At 67.2% G+C, this 16,200-nt stretch carries 16 protein-coding genes, 1 other RNA gene and 3 pseudogenes; 6 read left to right on the top strand and 14 right to left on the bottom strand.

Annotated elements, in window-relative coordinates; genetic code table 11:
* Genes ABZ880_RS41910 through ABZ880_RS41900 form a run of 3 tightly spaced genes read right to left on the bottom strand, consistent with a single transcriptional unit; the run spans position 1 to position 3,070 of the window.
* On the bottom strand, positions 1-1,218 hold the full coding sequence (locus ABZ880_RS41910; protein WP_361274809.1) for a radical SAM protein: 1,218 nt from the start codon (positions 1,216-1,218) through the stop codon (positions 1-3).
* 3 nt (positions 1,219-1,221) lie between these two features.
* A complete protein-coding gene (locus ABZ880_RS41905) occupies positions 1,222-1,971 on the bottom strand; it encodes a phytanoyl-CoA dioxygenase family protein (protein ID WP_361274806.1) in 750 nt (249 codons plus the stop codon).
* A gap of 37 nt (positions 1,972-2,008) precedes the next feature.
* The gene (locus tag ABZ880_RS41900; RefSeq protein ID WP_361274804.1) at positions 2,009-3,070 is read right to left on the bottom strand and encodes a streptomycin biosynthesis protein; all 1,062 of its coding nucleotides are present in this window, start codon (positions 3,068-3,070) and stop codon (positions 2,009-2,011) included.
* Between the two features lie 450 nt (positions 3,071-3,520).
* On the opposite strand from ABZ880_RS41900, the gene ABZ880_RS41895 reads away from it, so the two are divergent.
* Together ABZ880_RS41895 and ABZ880_RS41890 are read left to right on the top strand one after the other, a co-directional pair.
* On the top strand, positions 3,521-5,047 hold the full coding sequence (locus ABZ880_RS41895; RefSeq protein WP_361274801.1) for a glutamate--tRNA ligase family protein: 1,527 nt from the start codon (positions 3,521-3,523) through the stop codon (positions 5,045-5,047).
* 321 nt (positions 5,048-5,368) lie between these two features.
* Positions 5,369-5,538: pseudogene (locus tag ABZ880_RS41890) on the top strand (transposase); the annotation flags it as partial.
* 430 nt (positions 5,539-5,968) lie between these two features.
* Here the strand turns inward: ABZ880_RS41890 and rnpB are convergent.
* The 5 genes and pseudogenes from rnpB to ABZ880_RS41865 form a co-directional block, all read right to left on the bottom strand.
* Positions 5,969-6,375, bottom strand: an RNA gene (gene rnpB / locus ABZ880_RS41885) — RNase P RNA component class A.
* A gap of 133 nt (positions 6,376-6,508) precedes the next feature.
* Positions 6,509-7,228 (bottom strand): annotated as a pseudogene (locus tag ABZ880_RS41880) (DMT family transporter); the annotation flags it as partial.
* An 85-nt stretch (positions 7,229-7,313) separates the two neighbouring features.
* The gene (locus tag ABZ880_RS41875) at positions 7,314-8,138 is read right to left on the bottom strand and encodes an AraC family transcriptional regulator (RefSeq protein ID WP_361274798.1); all 825 of its coding nucleotides are present in this window, start codon (positions 8,136-8,138) and stop codon (positions 7,314-7,316) included.
* Positions 8,139-8,161: 23 nt separating this feature from the next.
* Entirely contained in the window at positions 8,162-8,674 is a 513-nt protein-coding gene (locus tag ABZ880_RS41870) for a TetR/AcrR family transcriptional regulator (protein ID WP_361274964.1), read from the bottom strand.
* Positions 8,675-8,696: 22 nt separating this feature from the next.
* Positions 8,697-9,128, bottom strand: coding sequence for a DUF4260 family protein (locus ABZ880_RS41865; RefSeq protein ID WP_361274795.1), 432 nt, complete (start codon positions 9,126-9,128; stop codon positions 8,697-8,699).
* Between the two features lie 172 nt (positions 9,129-9,300).
* On the opposite strand from ABZ880_RS41865, the gene ABZ880_RS41860 reads away from it, so the two are divergent.
* Both ABZ880_RS41860 and ABZ880_RS41855 read left to right on the top strand, forming a co-directional pair.
* Complete coding sequence (locus tag ABZ880_RS41860; RefSeq protein WP_361274792.1) at positions 9,301-10,056, top strand: MerR family transcriptional regulator; 756 nt, start codon at positions 9,301-9,303, stop codon at positions 10,054-10,056.
* The gene (locus ABZ880_RS41855; protein ID WP_361274789.1) at positions 10,053-10,673 is read left to right on the top strand and encodes a hypothetical protein; all 621 of its coding nucleotides are present in this window, start codon (positions 10,053-10,055) and stop codon (positions 10,671-10,673) included. Before ABZ880_RS41860 ends, ABZ880_RS41855 begins: the two co-directional genes overlap by 4 nt.
* On the opposite strand, the pseudogene ABZ880_RS41850 reads toward ABZ880_RS41855, so the two are convergent.
* Positions 10,624-10,915 (bottom strand): annotated as a pseudogene (locus ABZ880_RS41850) (RNB domain-containing ribonuclease); the annotation flags it as partial. The gene ABZ880_RS41855 and the pseudogene ABZ880_RS41850 overlap by 50 nt on opposite strands.
* A gap of 104 nt (positions 10,916-11,019) precedes the next feature.
* On the opposite strand from ABZ880_RS41850, the gene ABZ880_RS41845 reads away from it, so the two are divergent.
* The gene (locus tag ABZ880_RS41845) at positions 11,020-11,778 is read left to right on the top strand and encodes an SAVMC3_10250 family protein (RefSeq protein WP_361274786.1); all 759 of its coding nucleotides are present in this window, start codon (positions 11,020-11,022) and stop codon (positions 11,776-11,778) included.
* A 90-nt stretch (positions 11,779-11,868) separates the two neighbouring features.
* On the opposite strand, the gene ABZ880_RS41840 is transcribed toward ABZ880_RS41845, so the two are convergent.
* The 4 genes from ABZ880_RS41840 to ABZ880_RS41825 all read right to left on the bottom strand — a co-directional run bounded on the left by ABZ880_RS41840 (position 11,869) and on the right by ABZ880_RS41825 (position 15,001).
* Entirely contained in the window at positions 11,869-12,108 is a 240-nt protein-coding gene (locus tag ABZ880_RS41840; protein ID WP_361274784.1) for a hypothetical protein, read from the bottom strand.
* A gap of 175 nt (positions 12,109-12,283) precedes the next feature.
* Complete coding sequence (locus tag ABZ880_RS41835) at positions 12,284-12,457, bottom strand: hypothetical protein (protein ID WP_361274781.1); 174 nt, start codon at positions 12,455-12,457, stop codon at positions 12,284-12,286.
* Positions 12,458-13,225: 768 nt separating this feature from the next.
* Positions 13,226-14,299 carry a pentapeptide repeat-containing protein gene (locus ABZ880_RS41830; protein WP_361274778.1) on the bottom strand — a complete coding sequence of 358 codons (1,074 nt, stop codon included), beginning with the start codon at positions 14,297-14,299 and terminating at the stop codon, positions 13,226-13,228.
* 99 nt (positions 14,300-14,398) lie between these two features.
* Positions 14,399-15,001 (bottom strand): hypothetical protein, encoded by a 603-nt coding sequence (locus ABZ880_RS41825; RefSeq protein WP_361274776.1) that lies wholly within the window; start codon positions 14,999-15,001, stop codon positions 14,399-14,401.
* A 460-nt stretch (positions 15,002-15,461) separates the two neighbouring features.
* On the opposite strand from ABZ880_RS41825, the gene ABZ880_RS41820 reads away from it, so the two are divergent.
* On the top strand, positions 15,462-15,608 hold the full coding sequence (locus ABZ880_RS41820; protein ID WP_361274774.1) for a hypothetical protein: 147 nt from the start codon (positions 15,462-15,464) through the stop codon (positions 15,606-15,608).
* A gap of 47 nt (positions 15,609-15,655) precedes the next feature.
* Here ABZ880_RS41820 and ABZ880_RS41815 read toward each other — a convergent pair whose 3' ends face one another.
* Entirely contained in the window at positions 15,656-15,925 is a 270-nt protein-coding gene (locus ABZ880_RS41815; protein WP_361274771.1) for a hypothetical protein, read from the bottom strand.
* Between the last annotated feature and the right edge of the window lie 275 nt (positions 15,926-16,200).

Below are 16,200 nucleotides of genomic sequence, written 5' to 3'. Positions count from 1 at the left end.
TCAACCAGTTTCGGATACGACGGTCAATGGCAGGGGCCGGCGCACCTGGATCGCCGGCTCCACCGTGGGGGTCGTCTGGTCGCGTCCCCGGCAGAACGAACATGCGGTGAGTGGCCTCTGCCGGCGGTACAAAGCCTTGATCCGAGCCCTGAGTTTGTCGATGGGCCAGTCCGTGCGCAAGTCGATCACATCGTCCGGGGCGTCTGGCACAGCGCCGAGGTTCATGGCGTTGGCCGAGAACGGGCACAGGTACAGCCGTCCGTTCAGCAAGGTCAGGAGATCGTTGACACAGCAGTCACGGAAGGTCCGAGCGAGTTCTTCCGAGGTGCGGTCCACCCGGCCTATGCGACCGGAGTCGGTCCAGACCGGCTTCTGGCTGACCCAGGCCACGCCGTGCTCGGTCAGCGTGTCGCACAGGGCGTCGTGCCGCTTGGACAGCTCACCGTAGTCAGTGATCTTGACGAGCATCCTGGGATGCGCCAGCGACTCCAGCAGGTCGCCGCGCGGCACGATGGTGCCGTTGGTGTACACCACCACCCGGGCGGTATCGGCCAGACCGGTGAGCGTGCGCACCACCTGCCCGGCACGGGGGTTGGCGAACGGCTCTCCGCCGAGGACACGGAACTCCTCGACACCGTCGACCGCGGCCAGCAGTCTGTCCAGGGCCCCGTGCAGTTCGTCCAGGTCGGAGTGGCGCGGGCGGGCGTAGTACTGCATCAGGTTCGAGCAGTCGACGCAGCGCATCGTGCACGCTTCGGTGACCACCACGTCCAGCGAGCGCAGCCGCAGCCGGCCCACACCGGTCAGCAGAGGCTCGCACTGGGCGGCGTAATGGGCGATCCGCCGGAGGCGTTCGGCCGGCAGCACCGGGGCGCCTTCCCCGAATTCGGTGCGGCCCAGGAGCGACACCGCGACGAAGAGCCGACCGAAGCGCGCGAAGAGCGCCGGCTGACGTGCATAACGTGTGTGGTCCCAGGTGTCGAGGACGCAGGTCGTCTCGGGGTCCAGCCGGTCCAGAGCTGCGGGCGGCAGCACCGGTGTCCCGTGGAGGGCGGCGGAGTCGTCGGTGAGGAGTGGATCGCAGAAGAAGTCGACCGGGACGCCGATCGCCTCCAGGGCATGACGGGTCAACTGCGCTACGTCACCGGCTCCGAAGACGACAACGGTGTCACCGGGCCGGACGTCCTCGGGCTCGAAGTCCTTGATCCGGGTGGTCATCACCTACCGCCCGGCCAGCTGGGCACGGCGGGCGCTGCGGTCGTAGTTGTCCACCGCGGCTGCTTCGACCTGTGTGCCCTCTCCGCGGAACCACATGCTGAAGCCCGACCGAACGCGCTCCGAAGACCTGTTGCGGTGGGCGCGGTGGATGGTGAGGGGGTGGTGGCAGACCAGGTCGCCGGGCTCCATCTCGACCGAGACCTCACGGGCCTCGTCCGCAGGTCCGAAGTCCGCGATTTCCAGGGCGAACCCCCGGACTCCGCTGTAGACATGCCGTCGCAGCCCCTCCCGGTGCGAGCCCGGGACGTACCGCAGACAGCCGGTCTCCTCGTCGAACGTCTCGTCGACGGCGAGCAGCATCTCCACTCCGTTAGGCGGATTCAGCGCGAAGGCGCAATTGTCCTGGTGCGGTGGGGTCGGAAAGTCGCTCTGTGGCGGCTTGCTGAAGTAGACCGGAGGACGGCATAGGACCGGCTCACCGAGCAGGGTACGGGCCAGTGCCAGCCACTTGGGGTGACGCTGGTAGGCCTCGAAGAACGGATCGCAGTTCATGCGGTGGATCTGACGCACCGCGAGTCTGCCGCTGGCACCCGTGGTGAAGAACACCTGGGACTCGGGGAGTGAAGGCACGACCTCGTCGACGAAGCGCGCCAGTTCGTCGCGTATCTCCCGTAGTTCCCGCGGATCCAGGAAGCCCCGAACGACGACGTATCCGTCCCGCCGGAAGAGTTCCCGGTATTTGGCGTAGTCCATGTGCACCCGCTTCCGATAAGAGGAGGACAAAGGGCTTTCAGAACGCGTCCGTCCGCCGCTCCAGTTCGGCGGCCAGCTGTTGCCAGGCGGTGGAGCAGTCCCATGCGAGCCGCGCCACGGCGACCACCCAGTGGTCTGGCACCGAGCCGACCAACTGTGTCAGCCTGTCGGCGTCGACGGAGAGCACGCCGAGCCACTGGAGCAGGAACCGGCCTCGCGCGGTCAGCCGCACAGAGGGATCCTTGCGCAGACTCAGCAGGACCTGGCGATTAACCCGCTGCACCTCCTGGGGCGTTGAAGCGCCACGGGCGGCCTTGTCAGACGATACGGAAGATCCCGGCTGCCGGTCCCTGTTCATCTCCTCCCGACAGGGATCATCTCCGGTGCCCTTCGTCTCGGCGCGGAGTTTCACCCGTATGTTGTGCGCGGTTCCGACCGATATCCCGGCTTCCCGCGCGATCTCGCGGAGAGACGCCTCCGGGCGTTCGCGTATGATCTCCAGGGCCTTCCGCCGTCCGGCCGTACCGTCGACAGGGCGCATACGGCCGTCGCGTCCCATTCTCTTGCTCAACTGACAGGAATTTTCAGTTGAGCGACGGCGAACGCTCGCGACCGTCGGAGCACTGAGGCCGGCCACTTCCGCAATTGCCCGATCCGACCAGTCCGGGTATGCCTGAATTATTCTCTCGGCCGCCATCTCACGCTCGCCGGTGGACAACGGGAGCCCATGGGCCACGTTCACGCGCACGGACTGCACGAACGACTCGGCGTCGTCACCTTCGAAGTACTGGACCAGAATCCTGTCGTCGCCGCGCAACGCCGCGGCCTGCAGTCGGTGCATACCGTCGATGACTCGTCGCGTCGACCTTTGGACCAGGATGGGCGGCAACCCGCTCTCTACCTCTATCAGGCGTCGGACGTGCTCCTGGTCCGTTCCCGCCATCCTGGGGGAATCCGCAGGCAGCAGCGACGCGATCGGAATGGCCTCGATGCGACCGTGCGTGACTGTCCACGGCGGACGGTACGGAGATACCTCCTCGCCTGCCGGATCCTCGCCGAGATCAGTGGCGATGGACCTGTCCTCTGCGAAGTTGCCCATCAGCGTCCCCCTCGCTCTTATCCGATGATCACTTGCATCTAGATCGTTACGGACGAGCCCAGGGCGCCGGAAGGGGGTGTTCAGGCAAAGGGAGCCAAAAATGCCCGCCCCTATCAGGGCGAGCCGTCAATTGTGTCGGCTTCATTAAAATCTTATGAGGCTTGTTTTTTTGCAAAACATTCACTATTCAACCCTGGCGGACCTGCTTCCGCACACAGTCGGTTTTCCTCGTCAGCGGTATCAGCGCCGTCTGCGGCCGTCCGCCAGGGTCACCCGACGCCGGTTGATAGCCTGAACACCCTTGTTCAGCAGTCGCATTGGAGACTGAGACCGCATATGCTCGACCGGAGTGCGATCGACGCGCAGTTCCCCCCTGATCTGCCCAGCCCACAGGAGTGGGAAGAGCGTTACCCGCCGCGTGCGCTACCCGAGGGTGCGCGGGTGACCCGCATGGCGCCCTCCCCTACCGGCTCGGTTCACATCGGCGGCATCTACGTCGCGATGATCGACCGCGATCTCGCCCGCCGGAGCGGTGGTGTCTATCTGCTGCGGGTCGAGGACACCGACCAGTCTCGTGAAGTCAAGGGCGCGGTTGAGCAGTTCGGTCACGCCTTCGCCTACTTCGGACTGAGCGCCGACGAACAGGAGGGACGAGGGGAGTACGGTCCCTACCAGCAGTCGGCGCGTCAGGAGATCTACCTGGCCTATGTCAGGGAACTGCTGCGCGAAGGAAAGGCTTATTTCTGCTTCGCGACGGAGACGGAGTTGGCCGACATCCGGCGTCGCCAGGAGGCCCTCAAGGTGCCTACAGGCTACTACGGCGACTGGGCCATCTGGCGCGATGCCGACCCTGCCGACGTACGGAGCAGGCTTGACGAGGGCGCCCCGTACGTCGTCCGCTTCCGTTCCCCGGCCGCAGCGGGGGCGCGCAGGTCGTTCGCTGATCTGATCCGCGGCCGCCTTGAACACGACGACAACCGCAACGACGTGGTGATCCTCAAGTCGTCTGACAAGACACTGCGGTTGCCGACGTACCACTTCGCGCACGTCGTCGACGATCACCTGATGCGTGTCAACCTGGTGGTGCGCGGCGAAGAGTGGATCTCCTCCGTCCCGGTGCACCTCCAACTGTTCGAGGCACTCGGCTTTGAACCTCCTGCGTACGCGCACATCGCCCCCTTGATGAAGCAGACTCCCGGCAGTAAGCGGAAGCTGTCGAAGCGCAAGGACCAGGAGTCCGGGGTCGACTTCTACATGGCGGCCGGCTACCCGGCCGAGGCGGTCCTGTATTACCTTCGCGGCCTGGCCAACGGGCGGCTCGCTGAACTGCCGCCGGCCCAGGCCTTCGACGAGCCGATCCGGTTGGCCGAGTGCGGGGTCGCGGGGCCGCTGGTGGACATCGCCAAGCTTGAGGACATCAGCGCGGATTACGTGGCCACGATGAGCGGCGAGCAGATCCTTTCCGCTGTTCGCGAGTGGGCGGCGAGCTACGACCCTGGTCTCGTACCTGTGCTGGACGCCGAGCCCGAACGGGCGCTGACCGCTCTGGCCGTCGAACGGGACGGGGTCGACAACCCGCGCAAGGACCTGCGCAAATGGTCCGACTTCCGGTCTGCGTATGGATTCTTCTTCTCTCAGTTGTTCACCGTCGTACCTGCCGACGACGACCGGCTGGGTGGCCTGAAAGCCGACGTGGTCAGGGCGTTCACAGGTGACTTCGTCGACAGCTACCGGCATCTGGAGGACCCACAGGAGTGGTTCGGCCAAATCAGGAGCCTGGCCGCGAAGCACGGCTTTGCCGCGACCCCCAAGGAGTACAAGAAGAACCCCGATGCGTACCCCGGTTCGATCCGCGAGGCGTCCCAGCTCATCCGTGTCGCCCTCACCGGTTCCACCCGCAGCCCGGACCTCTTCGCTGTCGCCCGCGCCCTGGGCCCCGAAGAGGTACTGCACCGCGTGAGTGCCATGTCACGGTAGCGGCTGAACCGATCTCCGGTGCAAAAGCCGACTGGAAATTGACATCAACAACGAAAAGTGCAATCCGACACGGGCCCCGGGGTAGTACCAGGGCCCGTGTCGGAGCCCCTCGGTGTGCCGCCGACCCACGGCAGAAGTGCCGCATGAGGGGCAGATACATGCAGGTGCTCGGGAGTGGGCGCGGCATCGCTACCCGCTACGAGAAGACCGCGACCGTCTACCTGGCCGGACTCCACATCGCCGGCATCATTCTCTGGTCCGCCCGGTGGTCTAAACGAAACGGCCGACCGGCCCGAAGGGCAGCGCCGGTACCCGACGGACATGACGGACGCGGAGTGGGCTGAGGTCCGGCCGCTGCTGCCGGCGCCGGGCTGGATGCGCGGGCGAGGCGGCCGGAAGGGTATTGCCACCGCGCGCTGCTGGACGCGGTCCGCTATCTCATGGACAACGGGATCATGTGGCGGGCGATGCCAGCCGACTTTCCGCCGTGGGACCGGGAGCCCGCTGGCCTGAATCGGCAGCAGCGATGACCTCCGACAGGTAAGGCCGACGGCAGCATTCCTGAGGCCCTCATGCATCGAGCGAATGTCCAGAAACGGGACTGGGCCGCACCATGGCGGATTCAGTCCGGCGTGTCTCGCGGCCCACTCAGAGAGCACCTGTTGCCAGCTGCCTCAACATGCCGACCCTGGTCAGTCAGAGCCGGCCAAGAAGAGGACACCTCGTACATGTACTGGGGATGCATCCGTATCCGAGATGTCTGCTCCAGAGCGACCCTGGACCGCATTTGGCACCCGAATGCCCGAAATGCTGTACGGGCGGGAGACGGACGATACCGGCGGCCCAAATTCGACCCGGGTTCGACCCCGAGCTTTTGTTTATCGAGTGAAAAAGCCTCTGACCTGCGGAAATATGAGGCGGCAGACGAGTCGGGCTGTACGCCGGGTTCTGTTCCCCGGTTCCCTCGCGGGAGCCGGGGCGACGGCCATCCATCTAGGACCGACGTTGCCGTCGGCCTCGTGCGGTCTACCCGCGGACTCGGGCGGGCAGCCCTCGAACGTCCGCGCAGAGTGCGTGTTACCGCGCTCCTTTTGACCTTGCTCCGGGTGGGGTTTACCTAGCTGCCCAGGTCACCCTGGGCACTGGTGGTCTCTTACACCACCGTTTCACCCTTACCGAGGACCGAGGTCCCCGGCGGTTTGCTTTCTGTGGCACTGTCCCGTGGGTCGCCCCAGGTGGCCGTTAGCCACCACCCTGCCCTTTGGAGCCCGGACGTTCCTCGGGAAGTCCCCATCAAGGGGACTCCACGCGGCCGTCCGCCCGGCTCGTCTGCCGTGTCGACCATGTTACCGGGCTGTCGGGGCAGGCCGGTTCCACCTTCGCCCGGACCGGTCCCGCCGTTGCCAAGACCGAGCCCGCCAGGATCAGGGTGAAGGCCGCCCCGATGCCCCACGTCAGCTCCTCGTTCAGGAACAGCGCTCCCGCCGCCACCGCCACCGCCGGGTTGACGTACGTGAAGACCGTCGCGCGGGTCGGGCCGACCTCCTTGATCAGTTCCAGGAAGGCGACGAAGGCGAGTGCCGTGCAGATCACGCCCAGGCCGATCAGGGCCACCAGAACCGACGGGGACGGGACCGAGGACGGCCACGTCGCTGCCGCCGGCGTTGCGTACACCAGCGCCGCCAACGCCAGGCACGGCGCCGTCAGCTGCAGTGTCGGTACGTCCTTCAGCCACCGTGCCGCGATCAGCGGTGCCGTCGAGTAACCCAGCACCGTCAGCATGACCTCCCCCAACGAGCGGGCGTCGCCGCCGGTCAGGTGCGGGACGGTCAGGACGCCTACGCCTGCCAGGCCGAGCGCCAGGCCCGTCATCCGCCGTACTCCCAGCCTCTCCGTGTCGCCGAAGAAGTGGGCCAGCACCACGCCCACGATCGGGACGCCCGCGATCAGCAGGCCCGCCGTCGAGCTGGACAGGTGGCGCTCGGCGTCCGTGAGCGTGAACCACGGGCCGATGATCTCGATGCACGCGAAGGCCAGCATGGGGAGCCAGTGGGTGCGGACGGTGCGGGTCAGGCCACCGCCTCGTATCGCGAAGGGGAGCAGGAGCGCGGCGCCGAGGGCGCAGCGTGTGAACACCACCATGGACGGGGAGAGCGGGGCGTCCACCGCCACCTTGATCATCAGGTAGGGGATGCCCCAGACCACTCCCATCAGGGAGAACAGGAACCAGCCGCGTGCAGTCATGCGAGCAGTTTCGGCCGACCCGCTACCGGGCGTCTTGAACGCTGTTGCGGTACGCCGCCGGGGTCACCCCCAACACCCGCCGGAACCAGCGGGTCAGGTGCGCCTGGTCGGCGAAGCCGACGAGCGTGGCCACCTCCGCCGGGCGCAGGCCCGACTCCAGCAGGCCGCGGGCCCGGGTTACGCGGTGCTGGGCGAGCCAGGCGTACGGCGGTATGCCCATCGTCGTACGGAAGGCTCGGAGGAGTTGGTAGCGGGACAGGCCCAGTTCGGCGCCGAGGTCGGCGAGGGAGGGCGGCTCCAGCAGCTCGTCCGCCAGGCGGTCGCGTACGACGTGGGCGATGCGGTGCGCGCCGGGGATCGTGTCCGGCGTCGGGCGGGCCGTGGAGTGGCGGCGGGACAGGGCCGTGAGCAGCCAGGGGAGGCGGGACTCGGCCTCCAGGGGGTCGGGGCAGGTGCCCAGGGTGGTGTGGGTGCGAAGGAGGGCGGCGGCCAGTTCGGGGTCGTCGATCAGTGGCTCGCGGAAGTGCGGGACGCCGGCGTCGAGGGTGCCGTCAGTCAACAAGGAGGGCTCCGCGTACAGCGCTCGGTAGGCGTAGCCGTCCGTTGCGTTGCCGGGGCCGCCCGTGTGCATCTCGCCGGGGGCCAGGACGACGATCGAGCCCGGGCCCGTGCGGATGTGGCCGCCGCGGTAGTCGATGACCTCGGAGCCGCCGACGCACACGCCGATCGTGTACTCGTCGTGGGCGTGCGGGGCGTAGACGTGCTTGTCGAAGCGGGCGGTGAGGAGGTCGAGGGGCGGGCCGCAGCGGCCCAGCCTCGCCCTGGTCCAGAGTGCCTGTTCGGCCATGTCTCACCTACCCCCCTCGCGTCTTACTGAGGGTGGAACGCCTTCAGGCCCCTTTTCCATGCCGCGGCCAGGTCCGCGTCGTCCGGAAACCTGCCGTGGATCTCCAGGATCACCATCCCGTGGGCGAAGGCCCAGACGGAGCGGGCCGTGTCCAGGTCACCGTCGCATGCGCGCATCAGCGGCATCGCGGCCCGGTCCTCCAGGCCGGATGGGAGGGCGGCGCGCGGGAGGGGGCGTTCGGTGGCGAGGCAGTAGAGGTGAGGGTGGGCGAGGGCGTAGGTGCGGTATGCCTCCGCCAGGGCCGGGAGCGAGCCCGGCTCGCGTTCCTCCGCCGCCTCCAGCGCCGCCGCCGTCTCCTCCAGCATCTGTGCCATCAGCTCCACCTCGACGGCGTGCTTGTCGGGGAAGTGCTTGTAGAGGGAGGGGGCTTTGATGCCGAGGCGGTCGGCGAGGGCGCGCAGGGTGAGCGCGGCCGGCCCGGACTCCTCCAGGAGGGTCCGGGCGGCCGCCGCGATCTCTCGGGCGCGGGGGGTCAGGCGGTCTGTGGTGGGTGGTCGGTCAGCCACGCTGGAAGCCCTCCTTGGTGCGCAGGCCGTAGCCGAAGGCGCGATCGTACGAGATGTGGGCCATCCAGCCGCACAGGGCCGCGAACAGCGGGGCCCAGGCGAAGAACGGCTGGACCGTGTACGCCACCAGCAGGGCGAGTGGGACCAGGGCGCGGTGCAGCGCGTTGTAGTACGGCACCGCGCACGGCGGCAGTTGGCCCTTCGCCATGCGGGGCGCGTCGTCCAGGGCGACCAGGAAGGTCAGGTCCGGCAGGACGAAGAAGGTGAGGGCGAGGGTGCCGGCGAGCCAGCCGTGGTTGACGGCCTCGAGGACGGCGAAGGCGGACCAGAACAGGGCGCCCGCGAGCCAGGCCGTACGGCGTGCGACGGACCGGGCCGAGCGGTGCGTGGTGGTCGCGTTGGTCGCGGTGGTGACCGTGCTCATGGCTGCCTCCAGTCGGCGAAAGAGTGGCTAACACTGTTAGCCGGACATGCATGACGGTACGGCTAACAGCGTTAGCCGTCAAGGGATGCTGCCGAGCTCCCCACGTGCTGCCGACGTGCTCCCCCACGCCATCGCTTGACCCTGCCGCGACGTCAGCCTCTCTACTGGTCCCATGCGGATCGGAGAACTCGCCGCTGCCGTCGGCGTCACCACGCGGACCGTGCGGCACTACCACCATCAGGGGCTGTTGCCGGAGCCGAAGCGGCTGGGCAACGGGTATCGGGACTACACGCTCAGGCACGCGGTCGTGCTGGCGCGCATCCGGCGGCTGACCGAGCTGGGGCTCGGGCTCGCCGAGGTGCGGGACGTGCTCGCGGACGACGCGGGCAAGGATCTGGCCGAAGTGCTCGCCGAGCTCGACGAGGACCTGGCCCGGCAGGAGGCCGCCATCCGCGAGCGACGGGCGCGGCTCAAAGCATTGCGGGAGGCGGACGGCGGGCTGCCCGCCGAGGGGCCCGTCTCGCCCCAACTCTCCTCGCTGCTCGGCGACATAGCACACGTCGCGGCCGACTCCCCCATGGCCGCCAAGGACCGCGAGATGCTCGCGCTGATCGACACCATGGCGGCCGTGGAGGACGGGGAGCGGCTGATGGGGCTGCTGCACGACGCCCTCGCCTCCCCCGAGGCAAGGGCGCGGGCGATCCGGGCGTACGGCCTGCTCGACGAACTCGCCGACGCCGACCCGGCCGACCCACGCGTGGAGGAGGCCGCCCGCGCTCTCGCCGACTGCATGCCCCGGGGGCTCGTCCCCGAGGGGGCGATCAACGAGGACGACACCTTCATGCGTGCCTTCTACGCGGACTTCGCCCCTGCCCAGGCGGAGGCCGTCCGCCGCACTCTCCGCATCCTGACCGAGGAACAGCCGTGAGGACCGCCTACGTCCTCGTCCGGCACGAGCTGCGGTTGTTCGTCAGCCTCGCGTTGTGGATCGCGCGGCGCACACACGGGACGCAGGGCCGAGAACCCTTCGGATACGCCCGCGGGCAGGGCGCGGTCATGTTCGGGTTCGCGTTCGTGTGCCTGGTCGAGACGCTGACCATGTCCGTGCTGCTGCGCGACTACCCGGCCGTGCACCGGGTCGTGTTCGTTCTCGACATCTACACCGTGCTGTTCGTCGTCGGCCTCCATGCCGCCTCCGTCGTACGACCGCACGTGCTCGGCCCCGACGTCCTGCGCATCCGGCGCGCCGTCCACGTCGACCTGCGTATCCCCCTCAGCAACATCGCGACCGTGCGCCGCGAACTGCGCACCACCCACCAACGCACGGATGGCGAACTCGACCTCCCCGTCGGCGCGCAGACCACCGTCACCCTCGAACTCACCGCACCCGTCCCGCACTTCACCTTCTTCGGCCGCCGTCGGTACATCCGTCTCGTCCGCTTCCACGCCGACGACGCCGATGCCCTCGTAAGCGCGATCACAGCGATCACGGCGATCACGCAGGCGCGAACCGCACCTTCGCCGCTCCCGGATCTGCCTGCGTGAGGCGCACCCGCAGCCGTTCACCCAGTGGCAGTCGGTCGCCGCCCTCAACCCGGCCAATGATCGCCGGGGACTCCAACTGCACGGTGCCGACGGTGGGTTGATGTTCGTCGGGTGTTCGGCGCGGCAACCGCGGCATGGGTGGTGATCGGCGGGAGCACGCCGTCGCGGAAGATCACGTAGTCGGCGCCGCGCAGGAACGTCGTGCACTCCTGGAGGAGGGCCGCGTGGTGCGGGTTGTGCGGCGTCCTCGTTGGCGCGGGTGTCCCTAGGGACTGCCCCGAATGGGCGGCGTAGCGCACCATGGAGGAGGCGGACGACCGAGGACGAGTCGCGCGGGGGTGGGGTCGTGCGGGAATTCCTTTATCTGTCGCGGCGTAAGTTGGACGACACGTTCGCCGTTCCTTCGGCCCTTCCGAACCTGAGTGGGGAGGTGGAGTTTCCGTTCCCCGTGGCGAAGGTCCGGGTGGGTGTCAGCTCGTCGCAGGTCGAGGCGAAGACAGTCTGGCGCAAACTGAAGAAGGTGTCGAAGGCTCTCGAGAAGGATGCTCTGTGGTGCGGCGATGAGTCAGTGATGCCCGGAGAATGGGTGTGGTTCGACCTACCCATGGGATACGGCCTGTACGGCAACGACGACACGGGGTGGGTGGCGTTTTTCGCGGGCATCGTTGAAACTTCGACCGCGCGGCACAGCAGGCCCCTGCAGGTACTTCTGTGCGGATCCCCCATCCACCTGCTCGATCGGGTTGCGGAAGTCGACTCGAGGGTCGGTTCCTCCACGTGGTGGACGCGCAACGCGACACGGCTGTTCGACGTGCTCGCCCATCCAGTGCTTGACTCAAATCCACTGTCAATGATGGATGCAGTGAATGCACGCGCAGGAGCGGGCATAGCTGCAGTCTTGCACGCTCACGCCTCTGTAATGCGGGAACACCCACCTGGGCAACGGGCCCGTGTGTCGGGGCTGGCCCGCACGCTGATCCGCTTTGATTGGCGCTTGTGGGGGATGGACCCACTACGGGCCCCGGGACCGCTGATCCTGGCGACCCCGCTATACGTCCAGTACGGCAAGTGGACCCCGTACGGAAAGTCCGCACGCGAGCGGTGATCGCCGATCACGCACTCGTGGGTCTGGCCTGCTGCCCCAACTGGGTCCCGTTTCGAGGCTCTGAGTGCGAGCTATGCGGGTTACCTTGCTTCATTCGCCGTTGGGGGATGCGTCGGGGTAGTCGCTGTTCTCGATCTGTTGCGCGGCGGTGATCATGCCGAGCCGTGTGATCCAGTCGAGGGATTCGGAGCGCGCACCGCTGAGGATGACCGTCCCGCCTGCCTTGACGATCTTGAGGATCACGAAGGTGTCGATAGGGAGGTCGCCTTCATCGAGGTCGGCCTCGATGCCGAGGGCGTCGATGATCTGGCCGAGCTTCTGGCCAGTCATTAGTAGGTGTGGTCCTGCGGTTGGGCCTGGGCGATGTGCTGCTGAACGGTGCTGCGATGGATTGCGAGGACGAGTTCGCCAGGTGCCGGTTCGGCATTTTTGTCGAGGTGCAGGGTCAGCTAGACGGGCTCGCTAGAGCCCGGGCAGTGGACGGTGACCTTGCCGAGTGCGGCCATCAGATACCGAAGGCGGAGAGCTTGAGTTCGGCATTGTCGACGTCGACCTGCAGCTGGCTGCCGTACTGGTTGGTGGGGAAGGGTCCGACGTAGCGGGACGCCGAGGTGGCGATGCTGACGGCGCGCGGGGTGACGGCCTGGCCGTCGACGAGTCCGGGGAAGCGGAAGGTCACGGCGCACGCGACAGTGCTGCCGGAGTTGCGGACCAGGAGCACGATCTTGCCGTTGTTCGAGATGATGTGGTTGTTGGTCGGGTCGCCGTTGACCTCGGTTCCAGGGGTGATACAGGCGGGGTGATCTGTCTGACGTTGGTGCGGGCCACGGCGGCCTCCTCGGTGTTGAGGTGGGTCCGCCGCCCGGTCGCGGCCCTCGCGCTGCGGCCGTTAGGGCGGACGCGGCGGGGATCGCATGGATCCCAGCGCCGGGCGGCGGAGCTCGAGGAGTGGGTCAGCCGTCGAGGCGGCGTATGCCGGGCGCGTTGCGGATGGCTTGGCGTTCGGCGGCGGGGATCTGCTGCTGGCTGTAGATGCGGCGGCCGCGCTTGTCCTTGCTGGGGTTGGTGAGGTGGTCGCGGCTTCCCAGCTGTAGATGGTCTGCAGGGCGCGGCCGGTGAAGGCGGCGACCTCGCGGATCGTGAACCTCACGTTCCCGTCGGCGTCTTCGCGGTCGTGCCGCGACGCCCGGTCAGTGGGTGGGATATTCGATCACCCCCTGACATGCGAAAACCCCGCACGGTGGCGAGGGCTGGTGTGGCGTGTGGGCACAAGTGTGTTGCTGGCATAGGTGCAGTGCTGATCGCCGCGGTGTCCAGCGCCGTGATCGCCATGTCGAGGAGCAGCCTGCGCAGCGCCGCGCCGAGGCGTCGAACGATTCCCTTTCGGGTGGAGGGCAGTTGGCGATGGGTCTTGCTTGTCTGCGGCAGCGTCGAACGTTTTCCAGGGTCAGCTGCATTCAGCCATGCGAGCTTGCACCCGGGCGTCTGCCGCAAGCCACCCTGGAAGTTGCGTACGTGTGTCAAGTTGTGCCCTGCAGAGTTCGGTGATCGACAGATCGGTCACATGCCGTAGGTCTGCTCCGCGCAAGTTGGTGTCTTCCAGGGACACATCGGACATCTGCGACTTGTTCAGAACGGCTCCACTGAAATTTGCTCCGTCAAGAGTCGCGGACTGTAGATCTGCTCCCGACAGGTTGGCGTCGGAAAAATCGCCATAGGAAAGGTCTGCAGCCGTGAGGTTGACCCTTTCGAGTTTGGCCTTTTGTAGCTTAGCGAAGGGTAGCGTTGCGTTATGCAGGCGGGCGGCGGACAGGTTGACCTTGAAGAGTTCAGCGGAACTCAGGTCCGTCGACTCCAAATCTGCGGCAGCCAGTACGGCGAAGTCGAAGCACACCTTCGCAAAATTGAGGCCGTTGAGTTCAGCTGCCTGGAGCATGACACCTGCTAGGTTCAAGCGGCCGGTCTCCCATCGATCCGGCCTGCGGCCTATCACGATCATGGCAGCGCGCACGTCTTCTTTAGTGAGATATGGGTCCTCACCTTCAAGGGAATATGAGGGATCGCCCTTAGTCGGCGCGGAGGCCTGCTGCCGCACAAAAGCGGCGAGCACCTCCACGACGGTCATGTGATCCTTTACCGAATCATGCATGATCCGTTCCAGTGAATAGACGCCGCCTATTCGTTGGGTCATGTTCTGGGATGCGAGAAGCTTGATGGCCTCCACGTATCGCTCGGTCACCTGACCTTCGCGGGTCAATTCGGCCTGCTCGCGATCCTTCGCCCGAGTGTGACTCAGCGTCTGATGGGTGTACCAGACGCCAAGGCCAGCCACGATGGCCGCGCCCATGGCGACAACCATGGTTCGGAATCCAGTGATCACGACTCCATCGGCGGGCTCGAGGTTACGCGAACGGAGGTGCGCACCATCAACCCACCAGGGGCCGCGCCAGAGGAGAAGGACGAATCCCACGGTCAGCACGACGAGGCCGACGGGCAAGGCCCTTCGCGCGATGCGCTTCATCTTTCGCTCCATGCCGAGGAGCATGGCCCGCGCTGTCCTCCTCGAATCGCGGAATGGCAGAGCTCAGAGCACAAGTTGAGCCACAGGGACACTCTGCATCTAGCGCCCACGCCAAGTGAGGCGGCGCCGGACGGGCGGGTGCATGACGGCGCGCACCGCTATACCGAAGTCGGCGGCCGCGGCCTCGAGTTCTTGCTGGTTTCGGGACTCGTGATAGGTGAACACTGCCTGCACCAAGCGATCGGTGGTGTCGCACACGTCGGAGTTGCTGTGCCGCTGGAGTGGAGCGGCAGCGGCCACGACCGCCTCCAACTTCGGGGTGATACTCGCCGAGGCCATCCGCATCTGGTGACGTTCCTGGGCGAGGAACCAGCCGGCGCCCCCGAGCGCGGCGGCCAGCTGCCGCCGGTCCGAGCCCTTGACGAACGCGGCTGGGGCGAGGCCCGTCACGGCCGCCAGGGCGCCAGCGCGCAGCTGTTCCTTCCGGTTGCTCCACAGGACGTGGTCGGCATCGATGGCGCCCCGCAGTCCGGCGACGGCGAGTAGCATGGCGTCGAACTGGGCGCCGAGAGCGTCGCGTTCGGCCTTGGTTTCGGCGCGGGCGGCCGCGCGAGAGTTAGTGAGGGCGGTCAGCCCAGCGCCGAGCGCGACGGCGGTAAGGGTCCCGGCGACGTTGACCAGGCCGTTGACATCAATGTTCACCGGCACAGCTTGTCCGGAGTCCGCCTATTCGACGCGACTGTTGCGGAGCCGTGACGGGCCGGGGGCTGCGTCGTGACAGCAGCGCCGAGCGGGGGTTCATCCGTCCTGTGCTTTGCGGTAGCCGCGGCGGCCCCCGACGGCCTTGACGGCAGTGGCGCCGTGTCAGCGGTTGATGCCGCCTTGGTCGCGTCGGGCTCTGGCCAGCGGTCGCAGGTGAGGTCGGCGCGAATGGTGCCGGTAGTGATGCCGATGCCAGCGGCCTCGACCTCTTGGGCGATGTACAGGTGGCGGGGTTCGAGGGCAGTGCAGCGCTCCCAGCTCTGACGGGTGACGCCACCGCTGCTGGTGTCGACGGTCCGGCCTCCGTCGTCGCCGCAATTGTCGCAGGCCATCGCACGGCCTTCGCGATCTCGCGCAGCTGCGCGGCGTAGTGGCGGCGGACCATGGAGGCGGTGATCTCGTGAGCCTTGTCACGCAGAGCGCGGGCAAGGGGCGGGGCCATGGTGGTGGCCTGGATCAGCGCGTGCCGACCGATGGTGGTGATCGGCTGGTGGGGGCGGTTGACCTTGAGCCGGTCGGCCATCTCACCGAGGAACTGGCGCACTAGCTGGGCTGCCTCGGTGGCGCCGCGGCCGTAGCGGGCGGTCGGGGCGCTCATCCGAGAGTCTCCGCTGCAGCGCGCAGGCGGAGAGCGGCCTCGCGGCGAGTGATGCCGGTCAGGTCCGGTAGCGCGCGGGTCGCGCGGACGACATGGGGCAGCGGCTTGAGGATGGTGTGGATGGCGATGCTCATCGCCATGTCATCGGCTCGGCCGGGTCTATATCGCAAGCGGGCGGTGCCGATGAGGACCAGGGCGCCGTGGCTGGGCTGTTCGATCAGCCGCCTCAGGGCTTCGTCCGTGAGGTTGGGCTGGGTACGCTCCATGGCGAATCTGCTCCTTTGATTGCTGGGAACGGGGCCCCCTCGCCCCGGAGTGCCAGCTCCGCATGGGGCGAGGGGTTTCCGCGTTGTGCAGGCTCCAAGCCAGGGAACCTGCTTTATAGAGTCAACAAGGTTAGGCAGGATGGAGCCCGTGCCGGACGCGCCGGAACCGGAAGAGACCCAGGCCACGGAGGGCAGGTTGGTGAACCTCTCGCAGCTCGCGACGGAGCTTGGAGTCACACGCCAGTGGCTACACGCCCTCCGTTTGAAGGATCCAA

This window comes from Streptomyces sp. NPDC047043, from assembly GCF_040644055.1.
Lineage (GTDB): Bacteria > Actinomycetota > Actinomycetes > Streptomycetales > Streptomycetaceae > Streptomyces.
The sequence above is the reverse complement of the archived record's forward strand: the minus strand, read 5'-3'. Positions and strand labels throughout refer to the sequence as shown.